This window comes from Aquirufa nivalisilvae (genome assembly GCF_003143535.1).
Classification (GTDB): Bacteria; Bacteroidota; Bacteroidia; order Cytophagales; family Spirosomataceae; genus Aquirufa; species Aquirufa nivalisilvae.
On sequence record NZ_CP029346.1, the window covers coordinates 1,566,969 to 1,592,720 of the forward strand.

At 35.2% G+C, this 25,752-nt stretch carries 28 protein-coding genes; 13 read left to right on the top strand and 15 right to left on the bottom strand.

Annotated elements, in window-relative coordinates:
- Positions 1 to 72: 72 nt before the first annotated feature.
- On the top strand, positions 73 to 1,521 hold the full coding sequence (gene sufB, locus HME7025_RS06900; protein WP_109322931.1) for a Fe-S cluster assembly protein SufB: 1,449 nt from the start codon (positions 73 to 75) through the stop codon (positions 1,519 to 1,521).
- 1 nt (position 1,522) lies between these two features.
- On the opposite strand, the gene HME7025_RS06905 is transcribed toward sufB, so the two are convergent.
- Complete coding sequence (locus HME7025_RS06905; RefSeq protein WP_161956221.1) at positions 1,523 to 2,392, bottom strand: 1-aminocyclopropane-1-carboxylate deaminase/D-cysteine desulfhydrase; 870 nt, start codon at positions 2,390 to 2,392, stop codon at positions 1,523 to 1,525.
- Between HME7025_RS06905 and HME7025_RS06910 the strand changes: the two genes are divergently transcribed.
- On the top strand, positions 2,385 to 3,428 hold the full coding sequence (locus HME7025_RS06910) for an RluA family pseudouridine synthase (protein WP_109322933.1): 1,044 nt from the start codon (positions 2,385 to 2,387) through the stop codon (positions 3,426 to 3,428). The two genes, HME7025_RS06905 and HME7025_RS06910, sit on opposite strands and share 8 nt — an antisense overlap.
- Positions 3,409 to 3,861: a GNAT family N-acetyltransferase gene (locus tag HME7025_RS06915; RefSeq protein WP_109322934.1), complete on the top strand. Its 453-nt coding sequence runs from the start codon at positions 3,409 to 3,411 to the stop codon at positions 3,859 to 3,861. Before HME7025_RS06910 ends, HME7025_RS06915 begins: the two co-directional genes overlap by 20 nt.
- A 19-nt stretch (positions 3,862 to 3,880) precedes the next feature.
- On the opposite strand, the gene HME7025_RS06920 is transcribed toward HME7025_RS06915, so the two are convergent.
- The 11 genes from HME7025_RS06920 to HME7025_RS06970 all read right to left on the bottom strand — a co-directional run bounded on the left by HME7025_RS06920 (position 3,881) and on the right by HME7025_RS06970 (position 13,886).
- Entirely contained in the window at positions 3,881 to 5,194 is a 1,314-nt protein-coding gene (locus tag HME7025_RS06920; protein ID WP_109322935.1) for a sugar porter family MFS transporter, read from the bottom strand.
- 65 nt (positions 5,195 to 5,259) lie between these two features.
- Positions 5,260 to 6,396, bottom strand: coding sequence for an MFS transporter (locus tag HME7025_RS06925; protein ID WP_109322936.1), 1,137 nt, complete (start codon positions 6,394 to 6,396; stop codon positions 5,260 to 5,262).
- A gap of 12 nt (positions 6,397 to 6,408) precedes the next feature.
- Positions 6,409 to 6,933, bottom strand: coding sequence for a 5' nucleotidase, NT5C type (locus tag HME7025_RS06930; RefSeq protein WP_109322937.1), 525 nt, complete (start codon positions 6,931 to 6,933; stop codon positions 6,409 to 6,411).
- Positions 6,934 to 6,994: 61 nt separating this feature from the next.
- The gene (groL, locus tag HME7025_RS06935) at positions 6,995 to 8,626 is read right to left on the bottom strand and encodes a chaperonin GroEL (RefSeq protein ID WP_109322938.1); all 1,632 of its coding nucleotides are present in this window, start codon (positions 8,624 to 8,626) and stop codon (positions 6,995 to 6,997) included.
- Between the two features lie 46 nt (positions 8,627 to 8,672).
- Positions 8,673 to 8,951, bottom strand: a complete 279-nt coding sequence (locus tag HME7025_RS06940) for a co-chaperone GroES (RefSeq protein ID WP_109322939.1) — start codon at positions 8,949 to 8,951, stop codon at positions 8,673 to 8,675.
- A gap of 134 nt (positions 8,952 to 9,085) precedes the next feature.
- Positions 9,086 to 9,412: a preprotein translocase subunit SecG gene (gene secG / locus HME7025_RS06945; RefSeq protein ID WP_109322940.1), complete on the bottom strand. Its 327-nt coding sequence runs from the start codon at positions 9,410 to 9,412 to the stop codon at positions 9,086 to 9,088.
- A 7-nt stretch (positions 9,413 to 9,419) separates the two neighbouring features.
- Positions 9,420 to 9,962, bottom strand: coding sequence for a hypothetical protein (locus HME7025_RS06950; protein WP_109322941.1), 543 nt, complete (start codon positions 9,960 to 9,962; stop codon positions 9,420 to 9,422).
- A gap of 3 nt (positions 9,963 to 9,965) precedes the next feature.
- On the bottom strand, positions 9,966 to 10,472 hold the full coding sequence (locus HME7025_RS06955) for an LptE family protein (RefSeq protein WP_109322942.1): 507 nt from the start codon (positions 10,470 to 10,472) through the stop codon (positions 9,966 to 9,968).
- Positions 10,450 to 11,760 carry a sigma-54 interaction domain-containing protein gene (locus tag HME7025_RS06960; RefSeq protein WP_109322943.1) on the bottom strand — a complete coding sequence of 437 codons (1,311 nt, stop codon included), beginning with the start codon at positions 11,758 to 11,760 and terminating at the stop codon, positions 10,450 to 10,452. Before HME7025_RS06960 ends, HME7025_RS06955 begins: the two co-directional genes overlap by 23 nt.
- Before the next feature lies 1 nt (position 11,761).
- Entirely contained in the window at positions 11,762 to 13,180 is a 1,419-nt protein-coding gene (gene miaB, locus HME7025_RS06965; RefSeq protein WP_109322944.1) for a tRNA (N6-isopentenyl adenosine(37)-C2)-methylthiotransferase MiaB, read from the bottom strand.
- Between the two features lie 52 nt (positions 13,181 to 13,232).
- Complete coding sequence (locus HME7025_RS06970; RefSeq protein ID WP_109322945.1) at positions 13,233 to 13,886, bottom strand: ABC transporter ATP-binding protein; 654 nt, start codon at positions 13,884 to 13,886, stop codon at positions 13,233 to 13,235.
- 95 nt (positions 13,887 to 13,981) lie between these two features.
- Between HME7025_RS06970 and sucC the strand changes: the two genes are divergently transcribed.
- The 5 genes from sucC to HME7025_RS06995 are packed head-to-tail and all read left to right on the top strand — an operon-like array spanning position 13,982 to position 18,069.
- Positions 13,982 to 15,172: an ADP-forming succinate--CoA ligase subunit beta gene (sucC, locus tag HME7025_RS06975; protein ID WP_109322946.1), complete on the top strand. Its 1,191-nt coding sequence runs from the start codon at positions 13,982 to 13,984 to the stop codon at positions 15,170 to 15,172.
- 10 nt (positions 15,173 to 15,182) lie between these two features.
- A complete protein-coding gene (locus HME7025_RS06980) occupies positions 15,183 to 15,794 on the top strand; it encodes a fumarylacetoacetate hydrolase family protein (protein ID WP_109322947.1) in 612 nt (203 codons plus the stop codon).
- Position 15,795: 1 nt separating this feature from the next.
- Positions 15,796 to 16,242 (top strand): thioredoxin-dependent thiol peroxidase, encoded by a 447-nt coding sequence (gene bcp / locus HME7025_RS06985; RefSeq protein WP_109322948.1) that lies wholly within the window; start codon positions 15,796 to 15,798, stop codon positions 16,240 to 16,242.
- Between the two features lie 9 nt (positions 16,243 to 16,251).
- A complete protein-coding gene (locus tag HME7025_RS06990; protein ID WP_109322949.1) occupies positions 16,252 to 17,109 on the top strand; it encodes a transketolase in 858 nt (285 codons plus the stop codon).
- Between the two features lie 9 nt (positions 17,110 to 17,118).
- A complete protein-coding gene (locus HME7025_RS06995; RefSeq protein WP_269014175.1) occupies positions 17,119 to 18,069 on the top strand; it encodes a transketolase family protein in 951 nt (316 codons plus the stop codon).
- Position 18,070: 1 nt separating this feature from the next.
- On the opposite strand, the gene tamL is transcribed toward HME7025_RS06995, so the two are convergent.
- Positions 18,071 to 20,353 carry a translocation and assembly module lipoprotein TamL gene (tamL, locus tag HME7025_RS07000; RefSeq protein WP_109322951.1) on the bottom strand — a complete coding sequence of 761 codons (2,283 nt, stop codon included), beginning with the start codon at positions 20,351 to 20,353 and terminating at the stop codon, positions 18,071 to 18,073.
- On the opposite strand from tamL, the gene HME7025_RS07005 reads away from it, so the two are divergent.
- Positions 20,339 to 21,085, top strand: coding sequence for a TrmH family RNA methyltransferase (locus HME7025_RS07005; protein WP_394336391.1), 747 nt, complete (start codon positions 20,339 to 20,341; stop codon positions 21,083 to 21,085). The genes tamL and HME7025_RS07005 overlap by 15 nt on opposite strands.
- Here HME7025_RS07005 and HME7025_RS07010 read toward each other — a convergent pair.
- The gene (locus HME7025_RS07010) at positions 21,082 to 21,819 is read right to left on the bottom strand and encodes a queuosine precursor transporter (RefSeq protein ID WP_109322953.1); all 738 of its coding nucleotides are present in this window, start codon (positions 21,817 to 21,819) and stop codon (positions 21,082 to 21,084) included. The two genes, HME7025_RS07005 and HME7025_RS07010, sit on opposite strands and share 4 nt — an antisense overlap.
- Positions 21,816 to 23,027 carry a pyridoxal phosphate-dependent aminotransferase gene (locus HME7025_RS07015; protein ID WP_109322954.1) on the bottom strand — a complete coding sequence of 404 codons (1,212 nt, stop codon included), beginning with the start codon at positions 23,025 to 23,027 and terminating at the stop codon, positions 21,816 to 21,818. The genes HME7025_RS07010 and HME7025_RS07015 overlap by 4 nt, the downstream gene beginning before the upstream one ends.
- 242 nt (positions 23,028 to 23,269) lie before the next feature.
- Between HME7025_RS07015 and HME7025_RS07020 the strand changes: the two genes are divergently transcribed.
- From HME7025_RS07020 to HME7025_RS07035, 4 genes are read left to right on the top strand one after another with little or no spacing between them, the layout of a single operon-like run.
- A complete protein-coding gene (locus HME7025_RS07020; protein WP_145962625.1) occupies positions 23,270 to 23,791 on the top strand; it encodes a hypothetical protein in 522 nt (173 codons plus the stop codon).
- Between the two features lies 1 nt (position 23,792).
- Positions 23,793 to 24,335 (top strand): hypothetical protein, encoded by a 543-nt coding sequence (locus HME7025_RS07025; protein WP_109322956.1) that lies wholly within the window; start codon positions 23,793 to 23,795, stop codon positions 24,333 to 24,335.
- Between the two features lie 2 nt (positions 24,336 to 24,337).
- Complete coding sequence (locus HME7025_RS07030) at positions 24,338 to 25,285, top strand: phosphoribosylaminoimidazolesuccinocarboxamide synthase (protein ID WP_109322957.1); 948 nt, start codon at positions 24,338 to 24,340, stop codon at positions 25,283 to 25,285.
- Positions 25,275 to 25,712, top strand: coding sequence for an STAS domain-containing protein (locus tag HME7025_RS07035; RefSeq protein ID WP_109322958.1), 438 nt, complete (start codon positions 25,275 to 25,277; stop codon positions 25,710 to 25,712). The genes HME7025_RS07030 and HME7025_RS07035 overlap by 11 nt, the downstream gene beginning before the upstream one ends.
- Positions 25,713 to 25,752: the final 40 nt, after the last annotated feature.

A 25,752-nucleotide genomic window follows, 5' to 3' on the forward strand; every position in this document is an offset into this window, starting at 1 on the left:
ATTAGTTCTAATTAAATGCTTACAAAACTAAATTTTGCTTTGTAATTTTGTAACTCTATAGAAACAAAGGTCATGGCAGAAAAGGTAGATGATATTTTACAGGAAGTAACTAGTTCCGATTATAAATACGGATTTGAATCTCATTTTGATACTGATGAGGCTCCTATCGGTTTAGATGAAAGCACCATTCGTTTTATTTCTGATAAAAAGAATGAACCTGAATGGATGTTTGAATGGCGATTAGCGGCATTTCGTTATTGGAAAACATTGCAGGAGCCAACATGGGCAAATGTGTCTTATAAGCCTACGGATTATCAGGCGCTTAAATATTACTCAGCACCTAAGCCTAAAAAGCAATTGAATTCTTTGGATGAGATTGATCCAGAACTTCGTAGAACTTTCGAAAAATTAGGGATATCATTAGATGAGCAAAAACGTTTATCCAATGTTGCCGTAGATGCAGTGATTGATTCCGTATCGGTGGCCACTACATTTAAAGAAACCTTAGCTGAAAAAGGTATTATTTTCTGTTCTATTTCAGAAGCTGTAAGAGAACATCCAGATCTTATCAAGAAATATTTAGGAAGTGTAGTTCCTGTCAAAGACAATTACTTTGCGGCACTAAATGCGGCTGTATTTTCCGATGGATCTTTCTGTTATATTCCCAAGGGTGTTCGTTGCCCAATGGAGCTTTCTACCTATTTCCGTATTAATGCATCAGGTACTGGTCAATTTGAGCGTACCTTGATTGTGGCAGATGAAGATTCGTATGTTAGTTATCTTGAAGGATGTACGGCACCGATGCGTGATGAAAATCAATTGCATGCGGCTGTTGTTGAAATATTTGTACATGCCGGAGCCGAGGTGAAATATTCTACCGTTCAAAACTGGTACCCAGGGGACAAAGAAGGAAAAGGAGGTATATATAACTTTGTAACAAAACGTGGTATTTGCGATGGTGCCCATTCCAAATTATCATGGACTCAAGTAGAAACAGGTTCTGCTGTAACTTGGAAATACCCATCAGTTATTTTAAAGGGAGATTATTCTATTGGAGAATTTTACTCAGTAGCAGTAACTAATAATCACCAACAAGCTGATACAGGTACCAAAATGATTCATTTAGGGAAGCACTCTAAATCACGAATTGTTTCAAAAGGTATTTCAGCCGGAGTTTCTCAAAATTCATATCGTGGCTTAGTTCAAGTAGCCAAGCGAGCTGATTCCGCTAAAAATTATTCACAATGTGATTCATTACTTTTAGGTGATCGCTGCGGGGCACATACATTCCCTTATTTAGAGGTTAAAAACAATACGGCTTCTGTAGAACATGAAGCTACGACATCTAAAATTGGAGAAGATCAAATCTTTTATTGCAACCAAAGGGGATTATCGACAGAAACTGCCATTGCTTTAATTGTCAATGGTTATGCCAAGGAGGTATTAAATCAATTACCCATGGAGTTTGCAGTAGAAGCGCAAAAATTATTGGCTATATCGCTTGAAGGATCAGTAGGATAAACTATTTAATACCACCCGTGTGTATACATACCAAAGTACTTCCTTCCGGGAAGTACTTTTTTTTGAGTAAATCATATACTCCATACATCATTTTACCTGTATAGGTAGGTTCAATGGGGATGTTATGCTGATTTTCAAATGTTTCGCAGAATTCAATGAGTTCCGTGGGTCTAGAAGCATACTTACCAAATATATAATCTTTTGTTAAGTGAAGTTTGGGTAGATCCAATCGAAGTTCATGTTGATGTTCTTCAATTTCCTTTTCATTATTCAAGCAAAGTACACCAAGGGTGTTGACGTTCGAATATTTGGCTAAACCAAGTATAGTAGTTCCTGTTCCTACAGCGCTAATAAGAAAATCTGGCGCTAGAAATTGTTGAATTTCGTCTACCAAAGCTTTCATTCCATCTATTCCTTGGCTAGAATATCCTCCTTCAGGAATTATCCAATAATCATTTAAGTCAAATTGATCTGGAATATTTTTTCTGCGGTAATTTTCACGGTCAATAAAGCGTAATTCCATTCCCATGGCTTTCATTTGACTCAAATAGGGATTACTTTCTGAATCTAATTCTTCTCCTCTTATTAATCCTATACAAGATATTGGTAACATTTGACCCACATAGGCTAAGGCATATAAATGATTGGAATAAGCTCCACCGAAACTTATAATTCCCTTTTTAGGATTATCTTGGGCGATACGGATATATTCCTTTAATTTGCGCCACTTATTGCCAGAAACGGTGGGGTGAATCAAATCATCTCGCTTGAAAAATATCCTTATGTTTTGTTCATTCCAAAGAGGATCGAACAATTCAATGATCGGTGATGGTATATGTAAATAGTTTTTTTCAAAAGCAGATATGTCCATAGATAATGAAATAGATCCCATTGAGAGTGAAGATGATTTGTTTGAACATTTCAATTTCACGGTGGACAAAGGTCAACAATTACTTAGAATAGATAAATACCTACTTCTAAAAATTTCCAATGCTACTCGTTCTAAAATTCAATCTGGAATTGAGGCTGGTTCAGTCAAAGTAAATGGCCTTAATATTAAGTCGAATTATAAGGTTAAGCCTTTCGACGAGATTGTTGTATCTTTTTCCCATCCACCTAGAGATAAAGATATAGTAGCAGAAAATATCCCTTTGGATATCATCTACGAAGATGAAGAGCTTATTTTAGTAAATAAACCTTCTGGTATGGTGGTGCATCCTGCTCATGGAAATTGGGAAGGAACTTTGGTTAATGCATTACTGTATCATTGTCAACATTTGCCGGGCAAAGGAGATATTCGTCCGGGTTTAGTGCATCGGATTGATAAAGATACTTCGGGTATTTTAGTTGTCGCTAAATCAGAGTTTTCTTTAAACCACTTAGCTAGACAGTTTTTTGATCATACGATTGATCGAACTTATTATGCAATTTGTTGGGGTGTACCCAAAGAAAGTAAAGCCACTCTTCGCGGAAAAATAGATCGTAGTCCTCGTGATAGGAAAGTAATGATGATGTTTCCTGAAGAAGCGGAACATGGAAAGTTGGCCATTACGCACTATGAAGTAATGGAGTCTTTTGGTTTTTGTTCTTTAGTTCAATTTAATTTAGAAACTGGTCGTACACACCAAATTAGAGCCCATGCTGCTTCCATTGGGCATCCATTATTATCTGATGCTGCTTATGGTGGTGATAAAATTCGCTATATGAGTTCTATTGCAAATTTTAAAACCTTTGCGGCTAATTTAATGAAGCTTTGTCCTAGGCAAGCTTTACATGCTTTTTCTTTGGGTTTCGATCATCCTAAAGCCAACGAAAGAATATATTTTGAGCAAGATTTTCCAGAAGATATGCGAGAAGTTCTATATCGATTAAGAGAAGTTACGAATCATGGAGCAAATAGAAATTAGAAAGGCGAGGATAGACGATGTTCCAGCCATATATGACTTAGTAAAGGAATTGGCCTTATTTGAAAAGGCCCCAAATGAAGTTAGTTCAAGTTTCGACGATTTTATTCAAAATGGTTTTCAAGAGAATCCCATTTTTGCATCGAACCTGATATTTTTTGAAGGTAAATTAGCGGGATTTGCTTTGTGGTATTTTCGTTTTTCAACTTGGAAAGGCAAAAGGTTATACCTTGAAGATTTATACATTAAGGAAGAGTTTCGCTCTTTGGGCTTAGGTAAAATGCTTTTAGATGAAACTGTTTTAGAAGCTAAACGAACTCAATGTACTGGTATGATGTGGCAGGTACTGGATTGGAATGAACCAGCTATTCAATTTTATAGTAAATATGGTGTCAAATTTGACGCAGGGTGGTTAAATGTGCATTTGGACTTATAAATTCAAATGCACATTTAATTTAGTGAATGATAATCTGTTTCTCAATATCCTCCAATGATGCCCCTTTCGTCTCAGGCATTAAAAACATGACATAAAAGAATTGGCCAACCATCATGATTCCAAATAGGCTAAAGATAAATGTCCCACCAAAGTTCTCTGTCAAAATGGGGAAGAAATTAGCAACTAGAGCAGCTAATAACCAGTGAGTTAATGAACCCCAGGCCATCCCGGAAGCTCGTACAGAATTTGGGAAGATTTCAGATATAAATACCCAAATGACTGAACCTTGACCGATTGCATGCGATGCTATAAATAGGAAAATATAGATTGGTACTAATGCATAGGATTCTTGATAAAAAGAGAAAGCGATAAGTCCCAAAGAAATGATATAACCTACTGATCCAATATACATCAGAATTCTCCTACCTATTTTGTCAATAAAATACCAGCCTAATAAAGTAAATAGTAAATTAGCCACTCCAATTCCAGCTGTAGATAACAAGGCACTTTCTTTAACAAGGCCTGTTAATTCATAAATACGAGGGGCGTAATATATGATGGCATTAATGCCTGACATTTGATTGAAAAAGGCAAAGAGAAAGGAGAGGAGTAAAGGGGTAAAAAACTTTTTCGAAAACAGGTGCTCCTTTTTTACCTGTGCCTTAGCATTATCTAAAATTCGTTTTAATGTTCCTTCTGGATCTGAATCAGCTAAGGTTAAGACTTTTAAAGCTCCTGCTTGATCATTTCGTTTTAATAGTAAAAATTGGGGTGTTTCAGGAGTAAAGAGAATTAAGAAGGAAAATAGTAAGCTTGGTAGAGCTACCATCCCTAACATATAACGCCAATCGTCATCGCCGCCTTGTAATAAATAATTAGAGATATATGCTAACAAAATACCAAAAACGACATTCAATTGGAATGAAATTACCAATTTGCCTCGGTGCTCAGGAGGAGCAATTTCAGAAATATAAATTGGCGCAACTACAGATGAAGCCCCAATACCCAAACCTCCTAAAAATCGAAAGAGCATAAAAAAATTAACATCAGTTGCTAATGCAGCACCTAATGATGAAACAAAAAAACTGATACCTATCCATAATAGGGTTTGCTTTCGACCAAATCGATCTGCTGGTATTCCTCCTAATGCAGCTCCCACTACTGTTCCATAAAGGGCTGTGGCTACGGCTAAGCCGTGAGTCCAACTATCTAAGTGCCATAGTTTTTGAATAGCTAATTCTGCTCCAGATATAACGGCTACATCTAAGCCAAATAACATTCCTCCTAAACCAACTGTAATAGACCAGAATATGACGTGTTTGTTCATGCCAATGATAAATTGAAAGATATATTAAATAAAGATAATTAAATATATAAATTATTCAATTGATAGCCAAGCTATTCTTTATTTAATGCAAACTTACTAATACCGCTAGCTAATAGTCCTAAGATAATAAGAAGGATTAAGGCCTGTTTTAAGCCATAATATTCCGATAGAAAACCGATGACTACCGGTCCCAACATAAAGCCAACATAGGCAATGGTTGATACGGCAGCTATAGCCATGGCAGGTGATGTATCTTTGGTATTTCCAGCTTGAGAGTATATCATAGGAACAATGGTGGATATACCTATACCAGTGATGAAACATCCTAATATTAATAGGGGCACTTGTGTGAAAAAGACAGTTATACTCATGCCTAGTGCTATTAGCAATCCATTCATCATAAGAATATTACGAATAGATAGATGCTTAGCTGCCCAATCACCAATTAAGCGTCCGATCACCATAGAAAATGCAAAGGAGGAAAAACCAATTGTGAATGGATATCCATCTAAATTGGGTAGCAATTTGAAATATAGACTGATCCAATCGGCCATGGCGCCTTCACAAAGCATACCACAAAAAGCAACAAATGAGAGAATCAATAAATAATTGTTCAACTTAAATTTCGGTTCTACCATGTTATTCTCTTGCTCCTCATTTTTAGAATCAATGAGTAAATACCTGTAAACCCCGATGATCGAAATTAAGTTACATAAAGCAATCATATAAAAATGCTGATTTAATGTAACGTCCAATTTGACTAAATAACCGCCCAATAGAGAGCCTAACATCAATCCAATGGAAAATATGGCATGAAAAGATGACATGGTTTTTTTATTTGTAAGCTTTTCGAGACTTACAACTTGTGTGTTCATCGAAATGTTCAATATATCGCCGGCCATTCCAAAAGAAAATAGACCTACAAATAGAAATAATGAACTGGATATAAATGTTAAAGCAGGTAAGATTAAGATATATAGTACAATAGCTAGTAGACAAATGATTTTGGAATTATACCGAGCTATTAACCAACCTGCCAGGGGGAGGGATACCATGGATCCTATGGGTAATCCCATGAGAATACTACCTAATTCAGCATCAGACAAGGATAAGAATTCTTTGAAATCTGGAATTCGGGTTGCCCAAGAAGCGAAATTCAATCCACACAATAAAAATAAAACGCTTATAGCGAGTCTAGCTTGAGGCATAGATAACGTAAACTATAAAAATAATTGACTTACTTCCTTCCAAGTGCTCACACGTTCGTAGTCGTGTATATGTAGGTTATGCAAGGCTGAATAGAGGATAGGTTTTCCTGTAAAGCTGACTAAGTTTTTTTCGTGATCATCAATCAAGAAATCAGCTTGAATCATATGTTTGTGTCCACAGAATACGGTATGTTGCCAACCTATAAAAGGAAAATGCTCTTCTAACCAAATCAACTTTTCTTTCATAGATTCAGGAAATTCAGTAGCTGCAGATACAATGAATACTTCGTATTTCTCCTGTAATTGTTTGACAACCTCCACGGCATCTTCTTTAACGGCAATATCTAAGAAAAATCCTGGTTCCCATAGAAATTGGTTGTCGAATTGATAATCTTGATAAAAGGCTAATTTCAAGGCATCGCTTTCCAGCAAATCAGCATGATTGTAGTTTTTATTAAGTCGAAGGTTTACTTGATCAATGATTTTTAAGGAGGTGTCAGCTAGGACATCATCCATGTCAATGGCAATTCTTTTCATAGTTCGGGTAATAAAAAAACTCCCCAAAGATGGGGAGTTTTCACTAAAAAATCTAATTAAATTACATCATGCCGCCCATTCCGCCGCCACCAGGTCCGTGACCATGTGCAGGTTCAGCTGCTGGTTTATCAGCAATGACACATTCTGTAGTTAATAACAATCCTGCAATAGATGCCGCATTTTCTAAAGCTAAACGAGTTACTTTAGTTGGGTCAATAATACCTGCTGCAATCATATTTTCGTATTTGTCTTCACGAGCATTGTAACCGAAGTCATCTTTTCCTGCTTTAACAGCATTGATAACTACAGATCCTTCACCACCTGCGTTAGAAACGATTGTACGTAATGGAGATTCTACTGCTTGACGAATGATATTGATACCTGTATTTTGGTCTTCGTTTTCACCTGTCAACGTATCTAAAGCACTGATAGCACGAATTAACGCAACTCCACCACCTGCAACGATACCTTCTTCTACAGCAGCTCTAGTAGCGTGCAAAGCATCATCTACACGGTCTTTCTTTTCTTTCATTTCCACTTCAGTAGCAGCACCAATGTAAAGAATAGCTACACCACCTGAAAGTTTTGCTAAGCGCTCTTGTAATTTCTCACGATCATAATCTGAAGTCGTGTTTTCAATTTGCGCTTTGATTTGGTTTACACGATTCTCGATATCATCTTTAGAACCATTTCCATTAACAACTGTTGTGTTGTCTTTGTCAATGATTACTTTCTCTGCTTGTCCTAGATATTCTAAAGTAGCATTTTCCAATTTGAATCCTCTTTCCTCTGCGATAACTGTACCACCTGTTAAGATAGCGATATCTTCTAACATTGCTTTTCTACGATCACCGAAACCAGGAGCTTTAACAGCAGCTACTTTCAGAGCACCGCGGATTTTATTAACAACTAAGGTAGCTAAAGCCTCACCATCAACATCTTCTGAGATAATCAACAATGGACGGCCAGTTTGAGCTACTGCTTCCAATACTGGAAGTAATTCTTTCATAGAAGACACTTTCTTCTCAGAAATCAAAATGAATGGCTTTTCTAATTCCACTTCCATTTTGTCAGTATTAGTAACAAAATACGCAGATAAATATCCACGATCAAATTGCATACCTTCTACCGTTTTAACTTCTGTTTCTGTACCACGAGCTTCTTCAACCGTGATAACACCTTCGCGACCTACTTTTTCCATGGCTGAAGAAATCATTTGACCGATTTCAACATCATTATTTGCTGAAATAGTTGCTACTTGAGCAATTTCAGTAGAAGTAGTGATAGGACGAGATTGAGTTCTTAAGTTACCAACGATAGCTTCTACAGCCTTCTCAATACCACGCTTTAAATCCATTGGATTAGCACCAGCAGCCACGTTTTTAGAACCAATTGTGTAGATTGATTGAGCTAATACAGTAGCAGTAGTAGTACCATCACCAGCCTGATCAGCTGTTTTAGAAGCTACTTCCTTTACTAATTGTGCACCCATGTTTTCCACGGCGTCTTCTAATTCAATTTCTTTTGCAACAGACACACCATCTTTTGTAATAGAAGGTGATCCGAATTTTTTATCAATAATTACATTACGTCCTTTAGGTCCTAATGTTACTTTTACGGCGTTCGCAAGGGTATCAACCCCTCTTTTCATTTTTTCTCTCGCCTCGGTGTCAAAATATAGTTCTTTTGCCATTTTGTTAAATAAATTTTACTGGTTGAAATATTTTAAAGTATGAAAACTATAAAACTGCAAAAATGTCAGATTCACGCATGATTAAATAATCTTTACCGTCGATTGTAATCTCAGTTCCAGAATATTTACCATACAATACCGAATCACCTACATTAACAGTGATAGGCTCATCTTTTTTGCCATTACCAACGGCAACAATCGTTCCTTTTTGTGGTTTCTCTTTAGCAGTATCAGGAATAATGATACCAAAAGCAGTTTTTTCTTCAGCTTGAGCAGGCTCAACAACAACCCGATCTGCTAAGGGCTTGATACTTAATTTTGACATAATAATATAGATTTTAAGTTATTAACATATAAAAAGTCCTTATCATCTAAGGACTTTCCATTTATCAGCATGATGTGTGCCAAAAAATATAAGCTGTAAAATTGTCAGTATATCGACAACTATTGTCAGTCTAATTATTTCGCTGGAGCAGCTGGGCTAGGAGCAGGGGCAGCTGGTAATGTTTTACCTGCCGCTTTTTCTACGTTAACAGACTGTGTGGCATCTGTTGTACCAGAAGAAATGGTGAAATTAGTTAATAAAACTAAAACCAAAATGCTTATCGAAAAGCCCCAAGTTAATTGTTCTACTAAATCACCTGTCTTTTGAACGCCAAACATTTGGGTTGCTCCAGCAGATGAGAACTCTCCACTTATACCACCACCTTTAGGATTTTGAACCAAAATCAAGACGATTAAAAGTGCAGAAAAAAGAACAATAAGAGAAATTAATACGGTGAACATCGTTTATTTAAATTAATTTATGTTTCAATTCGGAAATTCGAGACGCAAAGTAAAGGCTTTTTTCAGGTTTAATCAAACTTAATTTTTCATACATCTCGATAGCTCTTTCATATTTCTCCTGTCTTTCAAGAATTTTAGCAAAAGTTTCGGACACTGGAGTTGCATTTTTCAGCTCCGCCAAGTCTAAAACATCAGAATCATCCTCTGACATATTCTTTTTTGGACGAGCAATACTAGGTAAGTTTTGTAAAAAATCATCAATGACTTGTAATTGTTCTTTAACATCAGGAATCGATGGCTTAAAACTTTCAACGTCTACATAAGCAATAGCATTTTCTTCTATGTCGAATATGGATTCAAAATAATGTTTTCGCGACGAAGACATTAAAGCTACCTTCTTTTGGAGATTGGGATTGAATTTCTCATTCCAAAATAACAGATAGAAATAAGGGTAAGCTTCTTTGTCAGCATCAAAAGAATGTTGCAGACTCAAATTACTTCGATCTATTTTATTAAGCAGAAACCACAAATCTTGAGCTTTATTATCCATGTATTACCAATCTCCAGCAATTTTGTTGAATAAATCTAAGATTATTTGATCCAATAATTTAGGAATCAATGCTTTTTCTACTTGATTCAGCGTTTGATTTTGAGGGAAATCCTGATAAAAAGAAAACTCTTGATCAAAGTTTTTATTTTCATCTAAGCGATTGGTCAATCTAAACTGAATGCGTAAAGTTAGTCTGTTTAATCCGGCCTTATCATCCGAGGTAGGTGCTTGAGGACTTAATTCATAACCTACTATAGTTCCTTCAAGAAGTAAATCAGGAGCTTGAGTTGTCAATTTCAGCGAAGTATTTCTCTGAAAATACTCTTTTAATCGTTCATTGACATCCAAACTTAGATTAGCAGGGCCACCGGCCGTTTCCATACGGATATTACTGATTTGTATGGTCTTTAATTCAGGGGATAAGCTAGCTCCCTTGAAACTATAACACCCACTAAATAAGCTTATAAGGCCAATAACAACTGCCAATCTAGGCAATATCTTCCAAATCATATTGTTTAATTTTTCGATATAAGGTTCTTTCTGAAATCCCTAAATCCTTGGCGGCATATTTACGTTTATTTCTATTTTTCTTTAAAGCCCGGATGATAATTTCTTTTTCCTGCTTTTCCAAAGACAAAGTAACATCTTGAACTTGAGCACTTACATCTTCAAAATTAATGTCTTCTTCTATCTGTGAATTTCCAATTGGATGAATTTCAATTGGATTAGTACTTACTTCCACAGCACTTGGAGTAGAAGGAAGCGCTAAATTCTTTTGTAAATCAGAAAACTCGGGTTTAATATCTTCAAAAATGGACATATTATTTGAAATAATATCATAGGCATTCGTATTACCTGATTCTATCACTTTCAATAATATCTTTTTCAACTCTGTGACATCCCTTTTTAGATCAAATAAGATTTTATAAAGGATTTCTCGTTCATTTAAACCATCTGGACTTGTGAAAAAGTCACCTTTGATGACAGATGAATTAATTTTGGGCTCATTAAATTCCAAATAGTATTGCAACTTATTGTCGTCCACAATTCGATCTCCCATTTCTAACACAGATATTTGCTCAGCTAAGTTTTTCAACTGGCGAATATTTCCAGGGAATCGTTGTTTTTGAAGCAAATCCTTGGCTTCACGAGTTAACATAATTGGCTTAACTCGATGAAGTTCAGAAAAATCTGTAGTAAATTTTCTAAAAAGCAATTCAATATCATCACCACGTTCTCTCAATGGAGGAACATAAATGGGCACTGTACATAGTCGATAGTATAAATCTTCTCTGAATTTACCCGTGGATATAGCATCCTGAAGATTTACGTTGGTCGCTGCTACAACACGTGTATTCGTCTTCTGAACTTTGGAAGATCCTACTCGATAAAATTCCCCATTTTCTAACACACGCAATAGTCGAGCTTGTGTTCCAAGAGGCATTTCAGCTATTTCATCCAAGAAAATGGTTCCCCCATCAGTTACTTCAAAATACCCTTTACGAGCTTCTATAGCTCCAGTAAACGATCCCTTTTCATGACCAAATAACTCTGAGTCAATGGTTCCTTCTGGAATGGCCCCACAGTTAACTGCGATAAATTGACCATGTTTTCTTTTGGATAAGGAGTGAATAATTTTGGAAAAAGACTCTTTCCCTGATCCACTTTCTCCAGTTATTAGCACGGTCATATCTGTTGGTGCAACTTGCTCTGCCACCGAAATAGCACGCAATAGGGCAGAAGAGTTTCCAATAATCCCAAAACGGGCCTTAATGGCATTTAGATGACTTGATTCCATATCAATTGATTAATTCACCTAATAAAGTTCCTGAAGTACAATGAGTAATTTTCACATCGACAAATTTCCCTTTCATTTCCTCCATTTTAGGGAAAACTACCACCTTATTGTTATCTGTTCTTCCAAAATGATGGGCAGAAGATTTCTTAGAATCACCTTCCACTAACACACGTTGAACTGTACCAATCATTAGTTGGTTTCTGTAGGCAGAATGAATTCTTTGAGAATCAATGATTTCTTGAAGTCTTCTTTTTTTGATTTCTTCAGGAATATCATCGACTAATTTCTTTTCAGCAGGCGTACCTGGCCTCTCTGAATACGAAAACATATAACCAAAATCATACTTAACCTCTTCTAATAAACTTAAGGAATCTTGGTGCTCTTCTTCGGTTTCAGAGCAAAATCCAGCAATTAAATCATGTGAGATGCCACAAGATTCACCTAGAATATTTCTTATTGACTGAATGCGTTCTAAATACCATTCACGCGTATAAGTACGATTCATTAAATCTAAGATCCGATTGTTTCCACTCTGAGCAGGAAGATGAATATTCTTACAAATATTATCATAGGCTGCCATCGTATACAGTACTTCGTCAGTAATATCTTTAGGATGAGAAGTAGAAAATCTAACTCGTAGCTCTGGGGTCAATTGTGCTACTTTTTTCAGTAAATGAGCAAAATTAACCTTTTCATTCGTTGCTGGATTTTGCCAATGATAGGAGTCCACATTTTGACCCAACAGTGTAACCTCTCGATATCCTGATTGAAATAGATTGGTACATTCTTTCAAAATAGAATCTAAATCCCTGGATCTTTCGCGACCTCTTGTATAGGGCACTACACAAAAGGAACACATATTATTGCATCCTCGCATGATGCTGACCAAGGCTGTTACACCATTGGTATGAAGTCGTACGGGTTCAATATTACCATATGTTTCTTCACGAGAAAGGAATACATTGACAGCTTTGTTCCCATCTTCAATTTCCTCCAATAATCGAGGTAAATCACGGTAGGCATCTGGTCCAGCTACTAAATCAACTATTTTCTCCTCTTCCAATAATTGGGTCTTTAGGCGCTCAGCCATACACCCCAAAATACCTACTGTAACATGCGGATTTTTCGCTTTGATAGATTTGAAACTTTGTAAACGATGACGTATTTTCTGCTCTGCATTCTCTCGAATGGCACAAGTATTTAGTAAAATAGTATCAGCTTCATGAATATTAGATGTAGTAGAATAACCTTGTTCCATTAAAATGGAAGTCACCACTTCTGAATCTGCAAAATTCATTTGACAGCCGTAGCTTTCTAAATAAATTTTTTTCGAATAATCTGTTTGATTCTGGCTGGGCGAAATTCTTGGTTCATCCAATCCTTTTATCTCCTCTGGTGAGAGTACTTTTAAATCTTGCATGAATTAAAAATTGAATTAATTCACAAATTTATGACATTTTGTCAGACAATGACTATTGAATCTTGCCAGAATTTAAAATAATTACTTGGTCAGATTGATGAGTGAGAGCCTCATTGTGAGTGACCATGATAATTCGTTGATTCCAATCTTGCTTCAATTCTAAAAATAGATTGTAGAGATTCTCTGCATTGTTTTTGTCTAGATTACCCGTCGGTTCATCTGCCAGAAGTATGCTTGGTCGATTAATTAAAGCTCGAGCTACGGCTACTCGTTGCTGTTCTCCACCTGATATTTGGCCCGGGAATTTTTTTAGAATCTGAGTGATCCCCAACTTCTGAACTATTTTGTCATAGAATTCATCATCTTCTTGAGTCAATTTTCCACCTCGAATGTAGAGTGGAAATTTAATGTTTTCTTCACAAGTAAATTCCCCCAAAAGATGATGGAATTGGAAAACAAAGCCCATTTTATTGTTTCTGAAAAAACTTTGTTCCTGTTCATTCAAACTAGAATATGCAACACCATCCAAGTAGATTTCACCTGAATGGTAGTTTGTAAGTAAACCAATGATTTGAAGTAAGGTACTTTTTCCTGAACCGGAAGGTCCTAAAATAGAAATTAATTCATTGTTTTTGATAGTAAATGATATGTTGTCCAGAATTAATTGAGTCCCATAGGATTTGGAAATATTTTTTAATTCTAACATTTTTTTGTCTTTTTTTTAGAAAATACGATTGATACAATAAGATTTTAAAAGTTTGGCAAATAAATAGTAATTTCACGAAATAAAAATTTTGATAAATGAATATTCACGAATACCAAGCAAAAGAAATTTTAAAAAGTTACGGGGTAAGGATTCAAGAGGGTATTGTTGTTGACAAGTTGGAAGATGCTACTTCAGCAGCTGAAGCTTTAAAAGCACAGACAGGCACAGGCTGGTTTGTGGTGAAAGCTCAGATTCATGCGGGTGGACGTGGAAAAGGTGGTGGAGTTAAGCTTGCTAAGAACATGGACGAGGTTAATGAGCGCGTTTCTCAAATTTTGGGAATGCAATTAATTACCCACCAAACTGGACCTGAAGGTAAAAAGGTTAATAAAGTTTTAATTAGTGAGGATGTTTATTATCCTGGCGATTCAGAACCGAAAGAATACTATTTATCGATTTTATTAGATCGTGGTCGTGCTTGTAATGTGATCATGGCATCTACTGAAGGTGGAATGGATATTGAAGAGGTAGCAGAGCACAGTCCTGAGAAAATCATTAAAGAATGGATTGACCCTCGTGTTGGATTACAAGATTTCCAAGCTCGTAAAATTGCCTTCATGTTAGGCTTAAGCGGCCAAGCTTTAAAGGAAATGGTGAAGTTCATTCAATCTTTATACAAGGCATATGTGGAGACTGATTCATCTATGTTTGAAATCAACCCAGTATTAAAGACATCAGATGATAAGATTTTAGCAGTTGATGCTAAAGTTAATTTAGATGATAATGCATTGTATCGTCACAAAGATTTAGCGGTATTGCGTGATATATCGGAAGAGGATCCTTTAGAAGTAGAAGCATCTGAAAACGATTTGAACTACGTTAAATTAGATGGTAATGTAGGATGTATGGTGAACGGAGCTGGTTTAGCCATGGCAACGATGGATATCATTAAATTGTCAGGTGGTGAACCCGCAAACTTCCTAGATGTTGGGGGTGGAGCAAATGCTAAAACGGTAGAAGCTGGTTTTCGCATTATTTTACAAGATCCAAACGTAAAGGCCATTTTGATTAACATCTTTGGTGGTATTGTTCGTTGCGACCGAGTTGCAAATGGAGTTGTAGAAGCATATAAGAATATTGGTGAAATTAATGTTCCTATCATTGTACGTTTACAAGGTACCAATGCAGAAGAAGGAGCAGCTATTATTAATAATTCTGGTTTGAAAGTATTTTCAGCCGTATTATTAAAAGATGCAGCAAAATTGGTTTCTGAAGTTTTAAAATAATTTTTCACACATGAAAATTATTTGTGTAGGAAGAAATTATGTGGATCATATTAAGGAGTTATCGAATGAAAAACCCAAGGATCCAGTAATTTTTTTAAAACCAGACACGGCGTTATTAGATCAAAACTCGGATTTTTACTATCCGAGTTTTTCACAAGATGTTCACCATGAAATCGAATTAGTATTTCGTATTTCAAAAGTGGGTAAGAATATTGAGTCAAAATTTGCCTATAAATACATCGACGGGATAGGTTTGGGGATTGATTTTACTGCGCGAGATTTACAAGCTAAGCTCAAAGAAAAAGGCTTACCATGGGAAAAATCTAAAGCTTTTAATGGTTCAGCTTTTGTTTCTACTGTGAGACCATTTAATGAAGGTGAGTTGGAGCAATCCATTCCTTTTCGATTAGATATTAATGGAAAGACTGTTCAATCAGGTGAAAGCAACCTGATGATTTGGAACATCAGCGAGTTAATAGCAGATATTTCTCAATACTTTACCCTAAAAACGGGAGATTACATCTTTACTGGTACACCTGCTGGAGTTGGTCCTGTGAAAATAGGAGATAAGTTAAGTGGTTTCCTTTATGAAGATAAATTATTTGATCTAAACATCTCTTAATATGAGTTTACAAATAGGTGAATTAGCTCCTGCATTTAGCATGACTGATTCAGATGGTAATTTGGTTGATTTAGCTGCATTAAAAGGGACAAAAGTCGTTCTTTACTTTTATCCTAAAGATGATACTCCTGGCTGTACAGCTCAAGCATGTAACCTAAATGAAAATTTAGATTACTTGACTTCCAAAGGATATCGAGTTATTGGTGTTAGTGTAGATTCGAATGCTGCACATACCAAGTTTAAGAAAAAATATCAATTAAATTTCTCTCTTTTAGCTGATACTGAACACGAATTGGTCAATAATTATGGCGTTTGGGTTGAGAAATCTATGTATGGAAAATCGTACATGGGTACTGCTAGAACTACGTTTTTGATTGATGAAAACGGAATTATTACGGATATTATAGCCAAGGTGGATACTAAAAACCACAGTTCTCAGATCCACTAATTTATTTTTATGCAAACACAAGAATTAAAAAATGTAGCAAGCCAAGTACGTAGAGATATTCTTCGTCAGGTACATGCATGTCAATCAGGTCACCCAGGTGGTTCGTTAGGTTGTACTGATTTATTAGTTGGATTATATTTTAATTCCATGAAATTGGCTCAAGATGCCAATGGAAATGTAGTTTTTAATATGTCTGGAGCTAACGAAGATATTTTTTATCTTTCCAATGGCCATATTTCCCCTTTATTGTACAGTATATTGGCTAGAAGAGGATATTTTCCTGTAAAAGAGTTAGCCACTTTCAGACAATTAAATTCTCGTTTACAAGGTCATCCTACTCCTCATGAGCATTTAGAAGGAATTCGTATTGCTTCAGGTTCTTTAGGACAAGGTTTAAGTGTTGCCATTGGAACTGCTCAAGCAAAGAAACTTTCAAAAGATTCGTCAACTGTTTATTGTTTAATGGGAGATGGAGAACAAAATGAAGGGCAAGTTTGGGAAGCAGCCATGTATGCACCGCATCATCAAGTTGATAATCTGATCGCATTTATTGATGAAAACGGCCAACAAATAGATGGACCAACAGAGAAGGTCATGAGTAATCGTGATTTAGAAGCTAAGTATAAGGCTTTTGGATGGACCGTTTTGCGCATGGATGGAAATAATATGGAAGAGGTTGTTGCTACTTTAGCGCATGCCAAATCATTATTGGGTCAAGGGTCACCTATCATGATTTTGATGAAGACTGAAATGGGAGCGGGAGTTGATTTTATGATGGGTAGTCATAAATGGCATGGAGTTGCTCCCAACGATCAGCAATTAGCTGATGCATTAGCACAATTAAATGAAACTTTAGGCGACTATTAATTAATTATAATGAAGTTTACTTACGAAACAAAAAAAGATACTCGTTCAGGCTTTGGTGCTGGAATGGAATATTTGAGTCAAAACAATCCTAAGGTTGTGGCTTTATGTGCTGATTTAATTGGCTCTTTAAAATTGGAAGCTTTCATTAAGAATAGTCCAGAAAGATTTTTTCAAACGGGTATTGCTGAAGCTAACATGATTGGTATTTCAGCTGGTTTAGCTATTGGAGGTTATATTCCATTTGCTACCACTTTTGCTAATTTTGGAACGGGTCGTGTATATGATCAAATCCGCCAATCGGTTGCATACTCTGGTAAAAACGTTAAAATTTGCTGTTCTCACGCTGGTTTAACTTTAGGAGAAGATGGTGCAACTCACCAAATTTTAGAAGACATTGGTTTAATGAAAATGCTTCCAGGTATGGTCGTTATTAATCCATGTGATTACAATCAAACCAAAGCAGCTACTATTGCCATTGCAGAATACGAAGGACCTGTATATTTACGTTTTGGTCGCCCAGTAGTCCCTGTTTTTACTCCAGAAAATCAAAAATTTGAAATTGGTAAAGCCATTCATTTGATAGAAGGAACGGATGTAACCATTTTAGCGACAGGACACTTGGTATGGGAAGCTATTCAAGCGGCTGAAATATTGGAAGAGAAAGGCATAAAAGCGGATGTATTAAACATTCATACAATTAAGCCTCTAGATACAGCAGCAATCTTAGCATCAATTAGTAAAACAGGTTGTGTGGTAACGGCTGAAGAGCATCAAATCAATGGTGGTTTGGGTGATTCAGTGGCTCAGTTTTTATCTCAAAATCGTCCAACTCCTCAAGAATTTGTGGGTGTGAATGATTCTTTTGGTGAATCAGGCAAGCCTGCTGATTTGATGGAAAAATATGGTTTGAATGCAGCAGCAATTGTTGAAAAATCAATTAAAGCGATCTCTAGAAAATAGATTAAAAAGGATAACCAATTCCTATATTAAATTCAATTGGGTTTTCTCCACTACTGAATGAAGTTTTGGAGAGAACCCATTTTTCGTTTTCTGGCTTGGCTGGATTAATTACTTTAGTTGCCAAATCTAGACGTAATAAGAAATAAGAGAAGTCCCAACGTAAACCAAATCCAGTTCCAACTGCTATTTGATTGTAAAAACGATCAAAAGCAAAATAACCATCCTTCTCACCTTTGGAATTAGCAAATGTCCAAATGTTACCAGCATCAATGAAAAATGCTCCATTCATGGTACCAAAAAGTTGAAACATTCTAAATCGGTATTCTAGAGACGATTCTAACAATATACTTCCTGGCTGCTCAATCAAATTACTGATTGCATTATATGCTCCTGGACCCAATCGACGAGGTTTCCAGGCCCGTAAACTACTGGGGCCACCTATGAAGAAATTCTTCTCATATGGTAGCTGAAAATCGTTTTCTTCACCATAGGCATAGGCTAAACCTCCAATAAATTTAAATGCTAATTGAGACTTCCTATTTAAGCCTAACATTTTGTATTTTCTATAATCGAAATTGAATCGTAAAAATCGATAAAACTGAATGTTTTGATTGCTTCCTAATATATTTTCAATGAAAGCAATTTTCTTGGATCCAATTAAATTTAATGTACTTCCGCCAGATTCTAAGCCCAATTGAAACGATTCTCCTGCTTGCAATTCATTGCTTGGTAAAAAACTACGATAGGAATATGTGAAATGAATGCTTGATACAAAACTTGGATTAAAGCTACGGTAAAGGTTATTTCCTTGTAATCGCAATTCTTCTAAATAGTTCTTAAAAGCACTAGCTGTAGCCGTTTCAGGATAATTAGTATTTAAAATATTCAAGTCTACTAATGAAAACTGGAATGTTTTAAAGGGTGATTTTCTCCATTGGTAGCGTTGAAAAATCTTGAAATTAGTTCTTAAATATTCTGGACGATTGATGTAATCATATCCAAATCCGATTTGTGTTTGAGAAGCATACAGCGGTCCTAATTGCTGTTTTATATTAGTAGGCAAGAATAACCTAGGGAAGTTCAATGTCGTACTTAAATTAACCTCTAAATTCTTTCTAGCTTGATCTGTATTGATGAATCCAGCCTGAGCTTCAAAGCCCACTCGAGCTGAAAAATCTAAGTAATCTAAACTAGAAAAGACTCTTCTCACTTTAAAAGAATTAGTAAGGAAAGGTCCTGGAATACCCCTAAAAATACTTCCTCCTAATTCTGATGAGAAATTGAATTTTTCATTTGGAACTAATTCAACTTTGGGAAATACACGGGTAGAGGAGGTGTCAAACTTGATTGCTACCGATTTAAATTGATCAGAAGCATAGATATTTTGTAAGCTTTGATTTAACTGATCTACTGAATAAAGATCACCTTCTTTAAACGTAATTAATTTGGATAAAGCCGAAGTATTTAATACCCCAATATTGCTAGAATCTGCGTATTGATTATTAATAAAGCTTGCTTTACCGAATCGAAATAATCGATCATATAATCGGTTGGTGTTAACCTCTTTAAAATCAGGAATTTTATATATTATCCCAACATGAAATAAGCTAGTATCTTGGAGATCATTGAGCTTTAATCCAACTGCTTCATTTGAAAAGTAAAAATATCCTTGATTTTTTAAATAATGGCTAATATTATCTTTCTCTTTTTTGAGTAAATCCAGGTTTAGTCGATCATTGATAGAAATAACGCTTTCTTTAGCATAATAGGATTCTATTTTTTTTCCTAATTGGGGATTATCTACTAAAAAAGAATCCTTTTTAGAAAAAGTACTCAGTGTATTTTCTTCAATTTGGTAAGTAACATTAACTAATTTTTCCAATTTATGGAGTGTGTCTATTTTTAAAAAAACACGATTTTTTAGAAATCCATTATTTCGATAATATTTATAAATAGCCTCTTTCGTAATTTCTAAATAGCCCTTATTTAAACTAGGATTGGGTGTATTGAAAAATTGAATAAATGCAGCAGATTTCCCTAATGAATCTTTTAGCTTTCTTTTGGCTTCAAAGTATCCATACGTTTTAGGTGAAAAAATTCTTGCATAGGATTCCTTTAAACCAGGTATATTTGTTCTGAGGTCTTCTTTGGATATTAATTTATTGCCTTGAATGTCAATTCGGTTTACTTTATATTCAGATAATTTAAATTGGCGATAGCCAGTACAGGAGATAAACAGTGCCTGAGTTATTAATAAACCAATAAGTATATTTCTAGATTTCAATTGATGCTAACGAATAAACAAATAAAGTTAATTAATTCTCTACATTCTAAAAAAGGACGATTGGAGAACGAACTATTTTTGGTAGAAGGAGAGAAAGGGATTCAAGAAGTTCTAGATTCAAGCTATGAAGTTGAGTTTTTAGTAATAAACGTGGATTTTCAGCATCTATTTTCTGCCACATCAGTTCCTACGTTTTTTTTATCAAAAGATGAAATAACTAAACTAAGTACCTTAACCATTAATCAGTATGGTTTAGCCGTGGTACGCAGTAAATCAAGTAATGAAATTACACCTTTGGATGACGTTGTGTTAATCCTTGATGGAGTTAGAGACCCCGGTAATTTAGGTACCATTATACGAATTTGTGATTGGTATGGAATTAAGCAAATAGTGTGTTCTAATGACAGTACAGAATTTTATAATCCTAAGGTTATTTCAGCTACCATGGGATCGTTTAAACGAGTAGAATGTATGTATGTCGATTTACAAGATTTCCTACTATCAAATCCAAGTCATTCAATTATCGGAGCAGATTTAGCTGGAGAAAATTTACATCATTATCAATTTCCACAAAAGGTGTTTATTGTCATGGGAAGCGAATCCCATGGAATTAGGCCTGAGGTAAGTAAACTTATTCAACAAAGAATTACTATACCTAGATTTGGGGAAGCAGAATCCCTTAATGTGGCTATTTCAACTGGAATTATATTAGACCATTTCAGAAGAAGTTAATCTTTTTCTGATTTTAAATACAATTCAATCAAATAGTGAGCTAGGTACAGTACGGGAGTGAAAAGAATGGCAATAATGAACTTGTATAAGTAATTATTGAAGGAAACATTCATCCATTGACTCAAACTCCAATTTCCAAAGAAATAAAAAGCTATACCAATGACCACTATACTATCAATCAATTGAGAAATGAGTGTCGATCCCGTAGCTCTAAGCCAAATATGTTTCTGACCGGTCCTGGATTTAATCTTTTCAAAAATAACAGCATCTAACATTTGACTTACCAAAAAAGCCGTTAAAGATCCTGTAATTATTCCTAAGCCCTGACGGAATATTCTTGCGAATGAAAGATTTATATCAAATCCATTGGAATTGTTAACTTGAAGCCAAAAATCAGCAGGTACTAATAAGGTTGCCCAATAAATTATTAAAAATGAATAGGCAATGAATAGGGCTGTCGTGTATGATATAAAGCGTACCCCTTTTTTTCCAAAATAATCATTGATAATATCAGAAGTAATAAAAACTATTGGCCAATTGAGTGCCCCAGCAGTTTGATTAAAATCCCAAGTTTCTCCCCAAGGGGTTAATAATCCAAGTGGAGAGAAACCTAAGGACTTTTCGATACTGACTATTTTAACTCCAATAATCTCAGCAATAATAGCATTCGTTAAAAATATTCCAAAAAGGAAAATAAATAGTTTTTGCTTGCGAGAGAATTGGTTAAAAATCATCTTCTATAATTATCAAAATGCAGGGCAATTTTATCTAATGCTAATGAAAGTTGTTCTACATGAGGTAGAAACACTATTCTGAAATGATCTCTTTGTTTGAAATTAAAACCTCTACCTGCAACAACAAGAATCTTTTGTTCTTCCAATAGCGACATGACAAAATGCTCATCATCTTCAAACGTAAATTTACCTAGATCAATTTTGGGAAAAAGGTATAAGGCACCTTTGGGTTTTACACAGCAAACGCCATCAATTGCATTGAGTTTTTCATAAGCCAATTGCATTTGCTTATATAACCTGCCTCCAGGCGCCACTAAGTCATTGATGGATTGATAGCCACCTAATGCCGTTTGAATACCAAATTGAGTTATAACGTTGGCACACAATCTTGTACTAAATAAGAAATTTAAACCTTCGATATATGATTTAGCTTTATGCTTAGCTCCCGTTAAAATCATCCAACCTCCTCTAAAACCTGCGGCCCGGTAGTTTTTAGACAAACCACCCATGGTAACAATTAATATTTCATCGCTTAAACCTGCTGCGGAATTGTGCTCATGTTGATCGTACAAAATCTTATCATAAATTTCATCTGAAAATAGAATCAACTTATGCTTAGCTGCTAGTTGAACAATTTTTTCTACTGTTTCTTTAGAATAAACTGCTCCAGTAGGGTTGTTAGGGTTAATCATGACAATGGCTCTGCATTTGTCCGTGATTTTCGCCTCCATATCCTCTAAATCGGGTTGCCAATCCGTTGATTCGTCGCAAACGTAATGAACAGAACTACCTCCGGCTAATCCTACAACGGTAGTCCAAAGTGGGTAGTCGGGAGAAGGAATTAAAACTTCATCTTCAGGATTTAATAAAGCCATCATGACAAGAGAAATTAATTCACTGACACCGTTTCCAATGTAGATATCTTCAATTAATATGTTTTTGACACCTTTGTTTTGATAATACTGCATGACAGCTTTTCTAGCTGCGAATAGGCCACGAGAATCTGTATAGCCTTGGGCATTTCGGATATTGACAATGATATCGTGAACGATTTCATCTGGTGTCTCAAAACCAAATGCCGCAGGATTACCTATATTTAAAGATGTAATTTTATAACCTTGATTCTGAAGAGCAAGCGCCTTGTCATATACAGGTCCACGAATTTCATACTTCAAATGCTCTAACCTGCTACTTTTTAATATATCCATTGAAAAAAAATAAGAATTGTAAAAATAGTAATTTACTTTTGAATTGTTTTTAAGCTCACTTAATGAATTTCACACAACTATTTATTATTCTATTGAGTTTATTTTCAGTCATTTATCTCCTTATACTGTGGAGATATTGGCGAAATTCAAGAGGTATTTTCCGTATTTCAGGGATATTTATTTTTAAGATATTGGCTAGGTTAAGTATTTTTTTACTTTTTTTCTGGCTTTTCATTTCCTATTTGGAACCTAATAATTCGTCTAAAAACCTTGCTGAACCTGTAAAAGCCATTTATCAAGTTCCCCAGTATTATACTTTGTCGAAAGAAAGTTGGCAAGAGGCACAATCTGTGATTAGTGAAGATTTAAAACGGACACAACCAGTTTACGTCAGTCTTGTAATTTCTCAATTCAAGAATAAGAAGTTAGAGACTTTAATTCCAGCAACACCATTGCATTCATTTCTTAGTTTGATTGAAAATCCTGAGGTATTAAACTTAAGACATTCCATCCTACAAGATGCAAGTTCCAAATCAGGAGACAGAAAAGGAGGGATTCAAGAGTTTAGCCCAATAACGAAATTGGTAAAAAAGGGAAATGCAAGTCAGGAATTTACCCTAACCAACCAAGAAACTTCCTATTTTACTTTTCTTAGCTCGAATAATTGGACTGAATTAGTCGATATGAAGGTATATTTATTAATTTTGTTATTGATATTAATCACATCAGATTTACTCTTTATTCTGCATATAATTAAGATATAGTTTGTTTACATCTTATTTGTACATTTTTTTATTGATTTATCAGGGCCTATTTTCAAATAGGGCTAGTGTATACAATATAGATATTCAGCAGGTTAACTATCTAATCAAGAATAAGCGAAATGCAGAAGCCTTGTTTTGGATACGAAAAGCAAAGGGTAAAGATATTTTCATCAACAAAGAATTAGAGAAAACGCAAGCTTTATTAAATATTCGATTGAATCAATTGGTAGAGAATAACATGCGATTTTCTAGTACTGATTCAAATGAATTATTAATTGAAGCGGCCATTTTAGAAAAGCAAGGAAACATTGACCAAGCTATTTCTTTGATTGAAAGAGGAATTAAAGACAATCCACTTTCAGATACGCTTATCAAGCAATATGAGATATATGCCTTTAAATGGAGAAAACTTCTTCCCGTTTTGAAAATGGCAAAACAAAATCAGTGGCTGCAAGAACAGCAAAATATGAATCGAATTAATACCAAAGAAGCATTGGGATTGTTGGATTTAATGAAAAAGAAAGAGAGAATTTTAATTTATTAATCATGGAAAATAAGGCTCAAGGTCATTTCAATTTTAAAAACCAAACGGCTTTTTATCGTGGCAAAGTAAGAGACGTATATAGTATCGGAGCTGATCGATTATTGATGGTTACATCCGATCGTATTTCTGCTTTTGATGTAATTCTTCCAAGAACTATTCCTTTTAAAGGACAGGTTTTGAATCAAATTGCTGCCTATTTTTTGAATAAGACACGAGATGTAATTCCCAATTGGTTAATTGATACACCAGACCCTAATGCGGCTTACGGCTATAAATGCACACCTATTCCTATAGAAATGGTTGTACGTGGTTATGTAGCTGGTCATTTATGGCGTGAATATAAGGCGGGCAAAAGGGAGGTCTGTGGTGTATTATTACCTGAGGGCTTGAAAGAAAATGATCGATTACCAACTCCGATTATTACACCTACTACTAAAGCCAGTGAAGGTCATGATGAAGATATTTCCGTGGCAAAAATTTTAGAATTAGGTGTCGTATCTCCAGATATCATGAATCAATTATGTCAAAAAGCATTGGCATTATTTGATCGTGGTACCCAAATGGCCAAAGAAAAAGGTTTAATTTTGGTGGATACCAAATATGAATTTGGACTATTGGACGGTCAAATCATGTTAATGGACGAGATACATACTCCTGATTCATCTCGCTATTTCTATGCCAACACGTATCAAGAATTATTGGAAAAAGGATTGCCTCAAAAGCAGTTATCCAAAGAATTTGTACGAGAGTGGCTTATAGCTAATGGTTTTCAAGGTAAAGAAGGGCAAGTAGTCCCTAATATCTCAGATGAATTTGTAACAGAAATTTCTAATCGCTACATTCTTTTATATGAAGAAATCACAGGGCAGAAATTTCAGAAAGAACCACAAGAAAATTTAGAACAACGTATATTTAATCACGTAAACCAATATTTAGAAAATGTCGACTAATGCTTTATTTCAACTTGATCAAAACGAAAGTTATGCTTTAATTGATTGGAAAGGCGAAAACTTGGTTCAAAGCAATTATGAAGAATTAGAAAATGTCGTTCGATTGCTTTTTAAGAAAGAGTATACTAATATGATATTAAATATCTCCAAAGTCACAGAATTGGATGGATATGGCGTATCTGCGATTCGTAAAGGAACAAAAATTTGTTCCAATGAGTCAGGCTTATTTGTAGTAGTAAGTAAAGAAGAATCAGTAGTAGAGCGATTAGATCAAGCCAAAATAGAAAACCTAACTATTTTGAATACAGTAAGAGAAGGCGTAGATGCCATTTATCTAAATGATTTGGAAAATGATTTTGGTGATGGAGAAGGGGAAGAGGAGAATGAATTCGGAGGGGAATCATCTGATTACGGTGATGATTACTAATTAATTGTACTCTAGCAAGATATTTTGTACTTGTTTAGTG

Bases quoted from the DNA above. Each gene is read 5' to 3' on its own strand.
- sufB (WP_109322931.1), top strand. From the start codon at position 73: ATGGCAGAAAAGGTAGATGATATTTTACAGGAAGTAACTAGTTCCGAT.
- HME7025_RS06910 (WP_109322933.1), top strand. From the start codon at position 2,385: ATGTCCATAGATAATGAAATAGATCCCATTGAGAGTGAAGATGATTTG.
- HME7025_RS06905 (WP_161956221.1), bottom strand. From the start codon at position 2,392: ATGGACATATCTGCTTTTGAAAAAAACTATTTACATATACCATCACCG.
- HME7025_RS06915 (WP_109322934.1), top strand. From the start codon at position 3,409: ATGGAGCAAATAGAAATTAGAAAGGCGAGGATAGACGATGTTCCAGCC.
- HME7025_RS06925 (WP_109322936.1), bottom strand. From the start codon at position 6,396: ATGCCTCAAGCTAGACTCGCTATAAGCGTTTTATTTTTATTGTGTGGA.
- HME7025_RS06930 (WP_109322937.1), bottom strand. From the start codon at position 6,933: ATGAAAAGAATTGCCATTGACATGGATGATGTCCTAGCTGACACCTCC.
- groL (WP_109322938.1), bottom strand. From the start codon at position 8,626: ATGGCAAAAGAACTATATTTTGACACCGAGGCGAGAGAAAAAATGAAA.
- HME7025_RS06940 (WP_109322939.1), bottom strand. From the start codon at position 8,951: ATGTCAAAATTAAGTATCAAGCCCTTAGCAGATCGGGTTGTTGTTGAG.
- secG (WP_109322940.1), bottom strand. From the start codon at position 9,412: ATGTTCACCGTATTAATTTCTCTTATTGTTCTTTTTTCTGCACTTTTA.
- HME7025_RS06950 (WP_109322941.1), bottom strand. From the start codon at position 9,962: ATGGATAATAAAGCTCAAGATTTGTGGTTTCTGCTTAATAAAATAGAT.
- HME7025_RS06955 (WP_109322942.1), bottom strand. From the start codon at position 10,472: ATGATTTGGAAGATATTGCCTAGATTGGCAGTTGTTATTGGCCTTATA.
- HME7025_RS06960 (WP_109322943.1), bottom strand. From the start codon at position 11,760: ATGGAATCAAGTCATCTAAATGCCATTAAGGCCCGTTTTGGGATTATT.
- miaB (WP_109322944.1), bottom strand. From the start codon at position 13,180: ATGCAAGATTTAAAAGTACTCTCACCAGAGGAGATAAAAGGATTGGAT.
- HME7025_RS06970 (WP_109322945.1), bottom strand. From the start codon at position 13,886: ATGTTAGAATTAAAAAATATTTCCAAATCCTATGGGACTCAATTAATT.
- sucC (WP_109322946.1), top strand. From the start codon at position 13,982: ATGAATATTCACGAATACCAAGCAAAAGAAATTTTAAAAAGTTACGGG.
- HME7025_RS06980 (WP_109322947.1), top strand. From the start codon at position 15,183: ATGAAAATTATTTGTGTAGGAAGAAATTATGTGGATCATATTAAGGAG.
- bcp (WP_109322948.1), top strand. From the start codon at position 15,796: ATGAGTTTACAAATAGGTGAATTAGCTCCTGCATTTAGCATGACTGAT.
- HME7025_RS06990 (WP_109322949.1), top strand. From the start codon at position 16,252: ATGCAAACACAAGAATTAAAAAATGTAGCAAGCCAAGTACGTAGAGAT.
- HME7025_RS06995 (WP_269014175.1), top strand. From the start codon at position 17,119: ATGAAGTTTACTTACGAAACAAAAAAAGATACTCGTTCAGGCTTTGGT.
- HME7025_RS07010 (WP_109322953.1), bottom strand. From the start codon at position 21,819: ATGATTTTTAACCAATTCTCTCGCAAGCAAAAACTATTTATTTTCCTT.
- HME7025_RS07015 (WP_109322954.1), bottom strand. From the start codon at position 23,027: ATGGATATATTAAAAAGTAGCAGGTTAGAGCATTTGAAGTATGAAATT.
- HME7025_RS07030 (WP_109322957.1), top strand. From the start codon at position 24,338: ATGGAAAATAAGGCTCAAGGTCATTTCAATTTTAAAAACCAAACGGCT.
- HME7025_RS07035 (WP_109322958.1), top strand. From the start codon at position 25,275: ATGTCGACTAATGCTTTATTTCAACTTGATCAAAACGAAAGTTATGCT.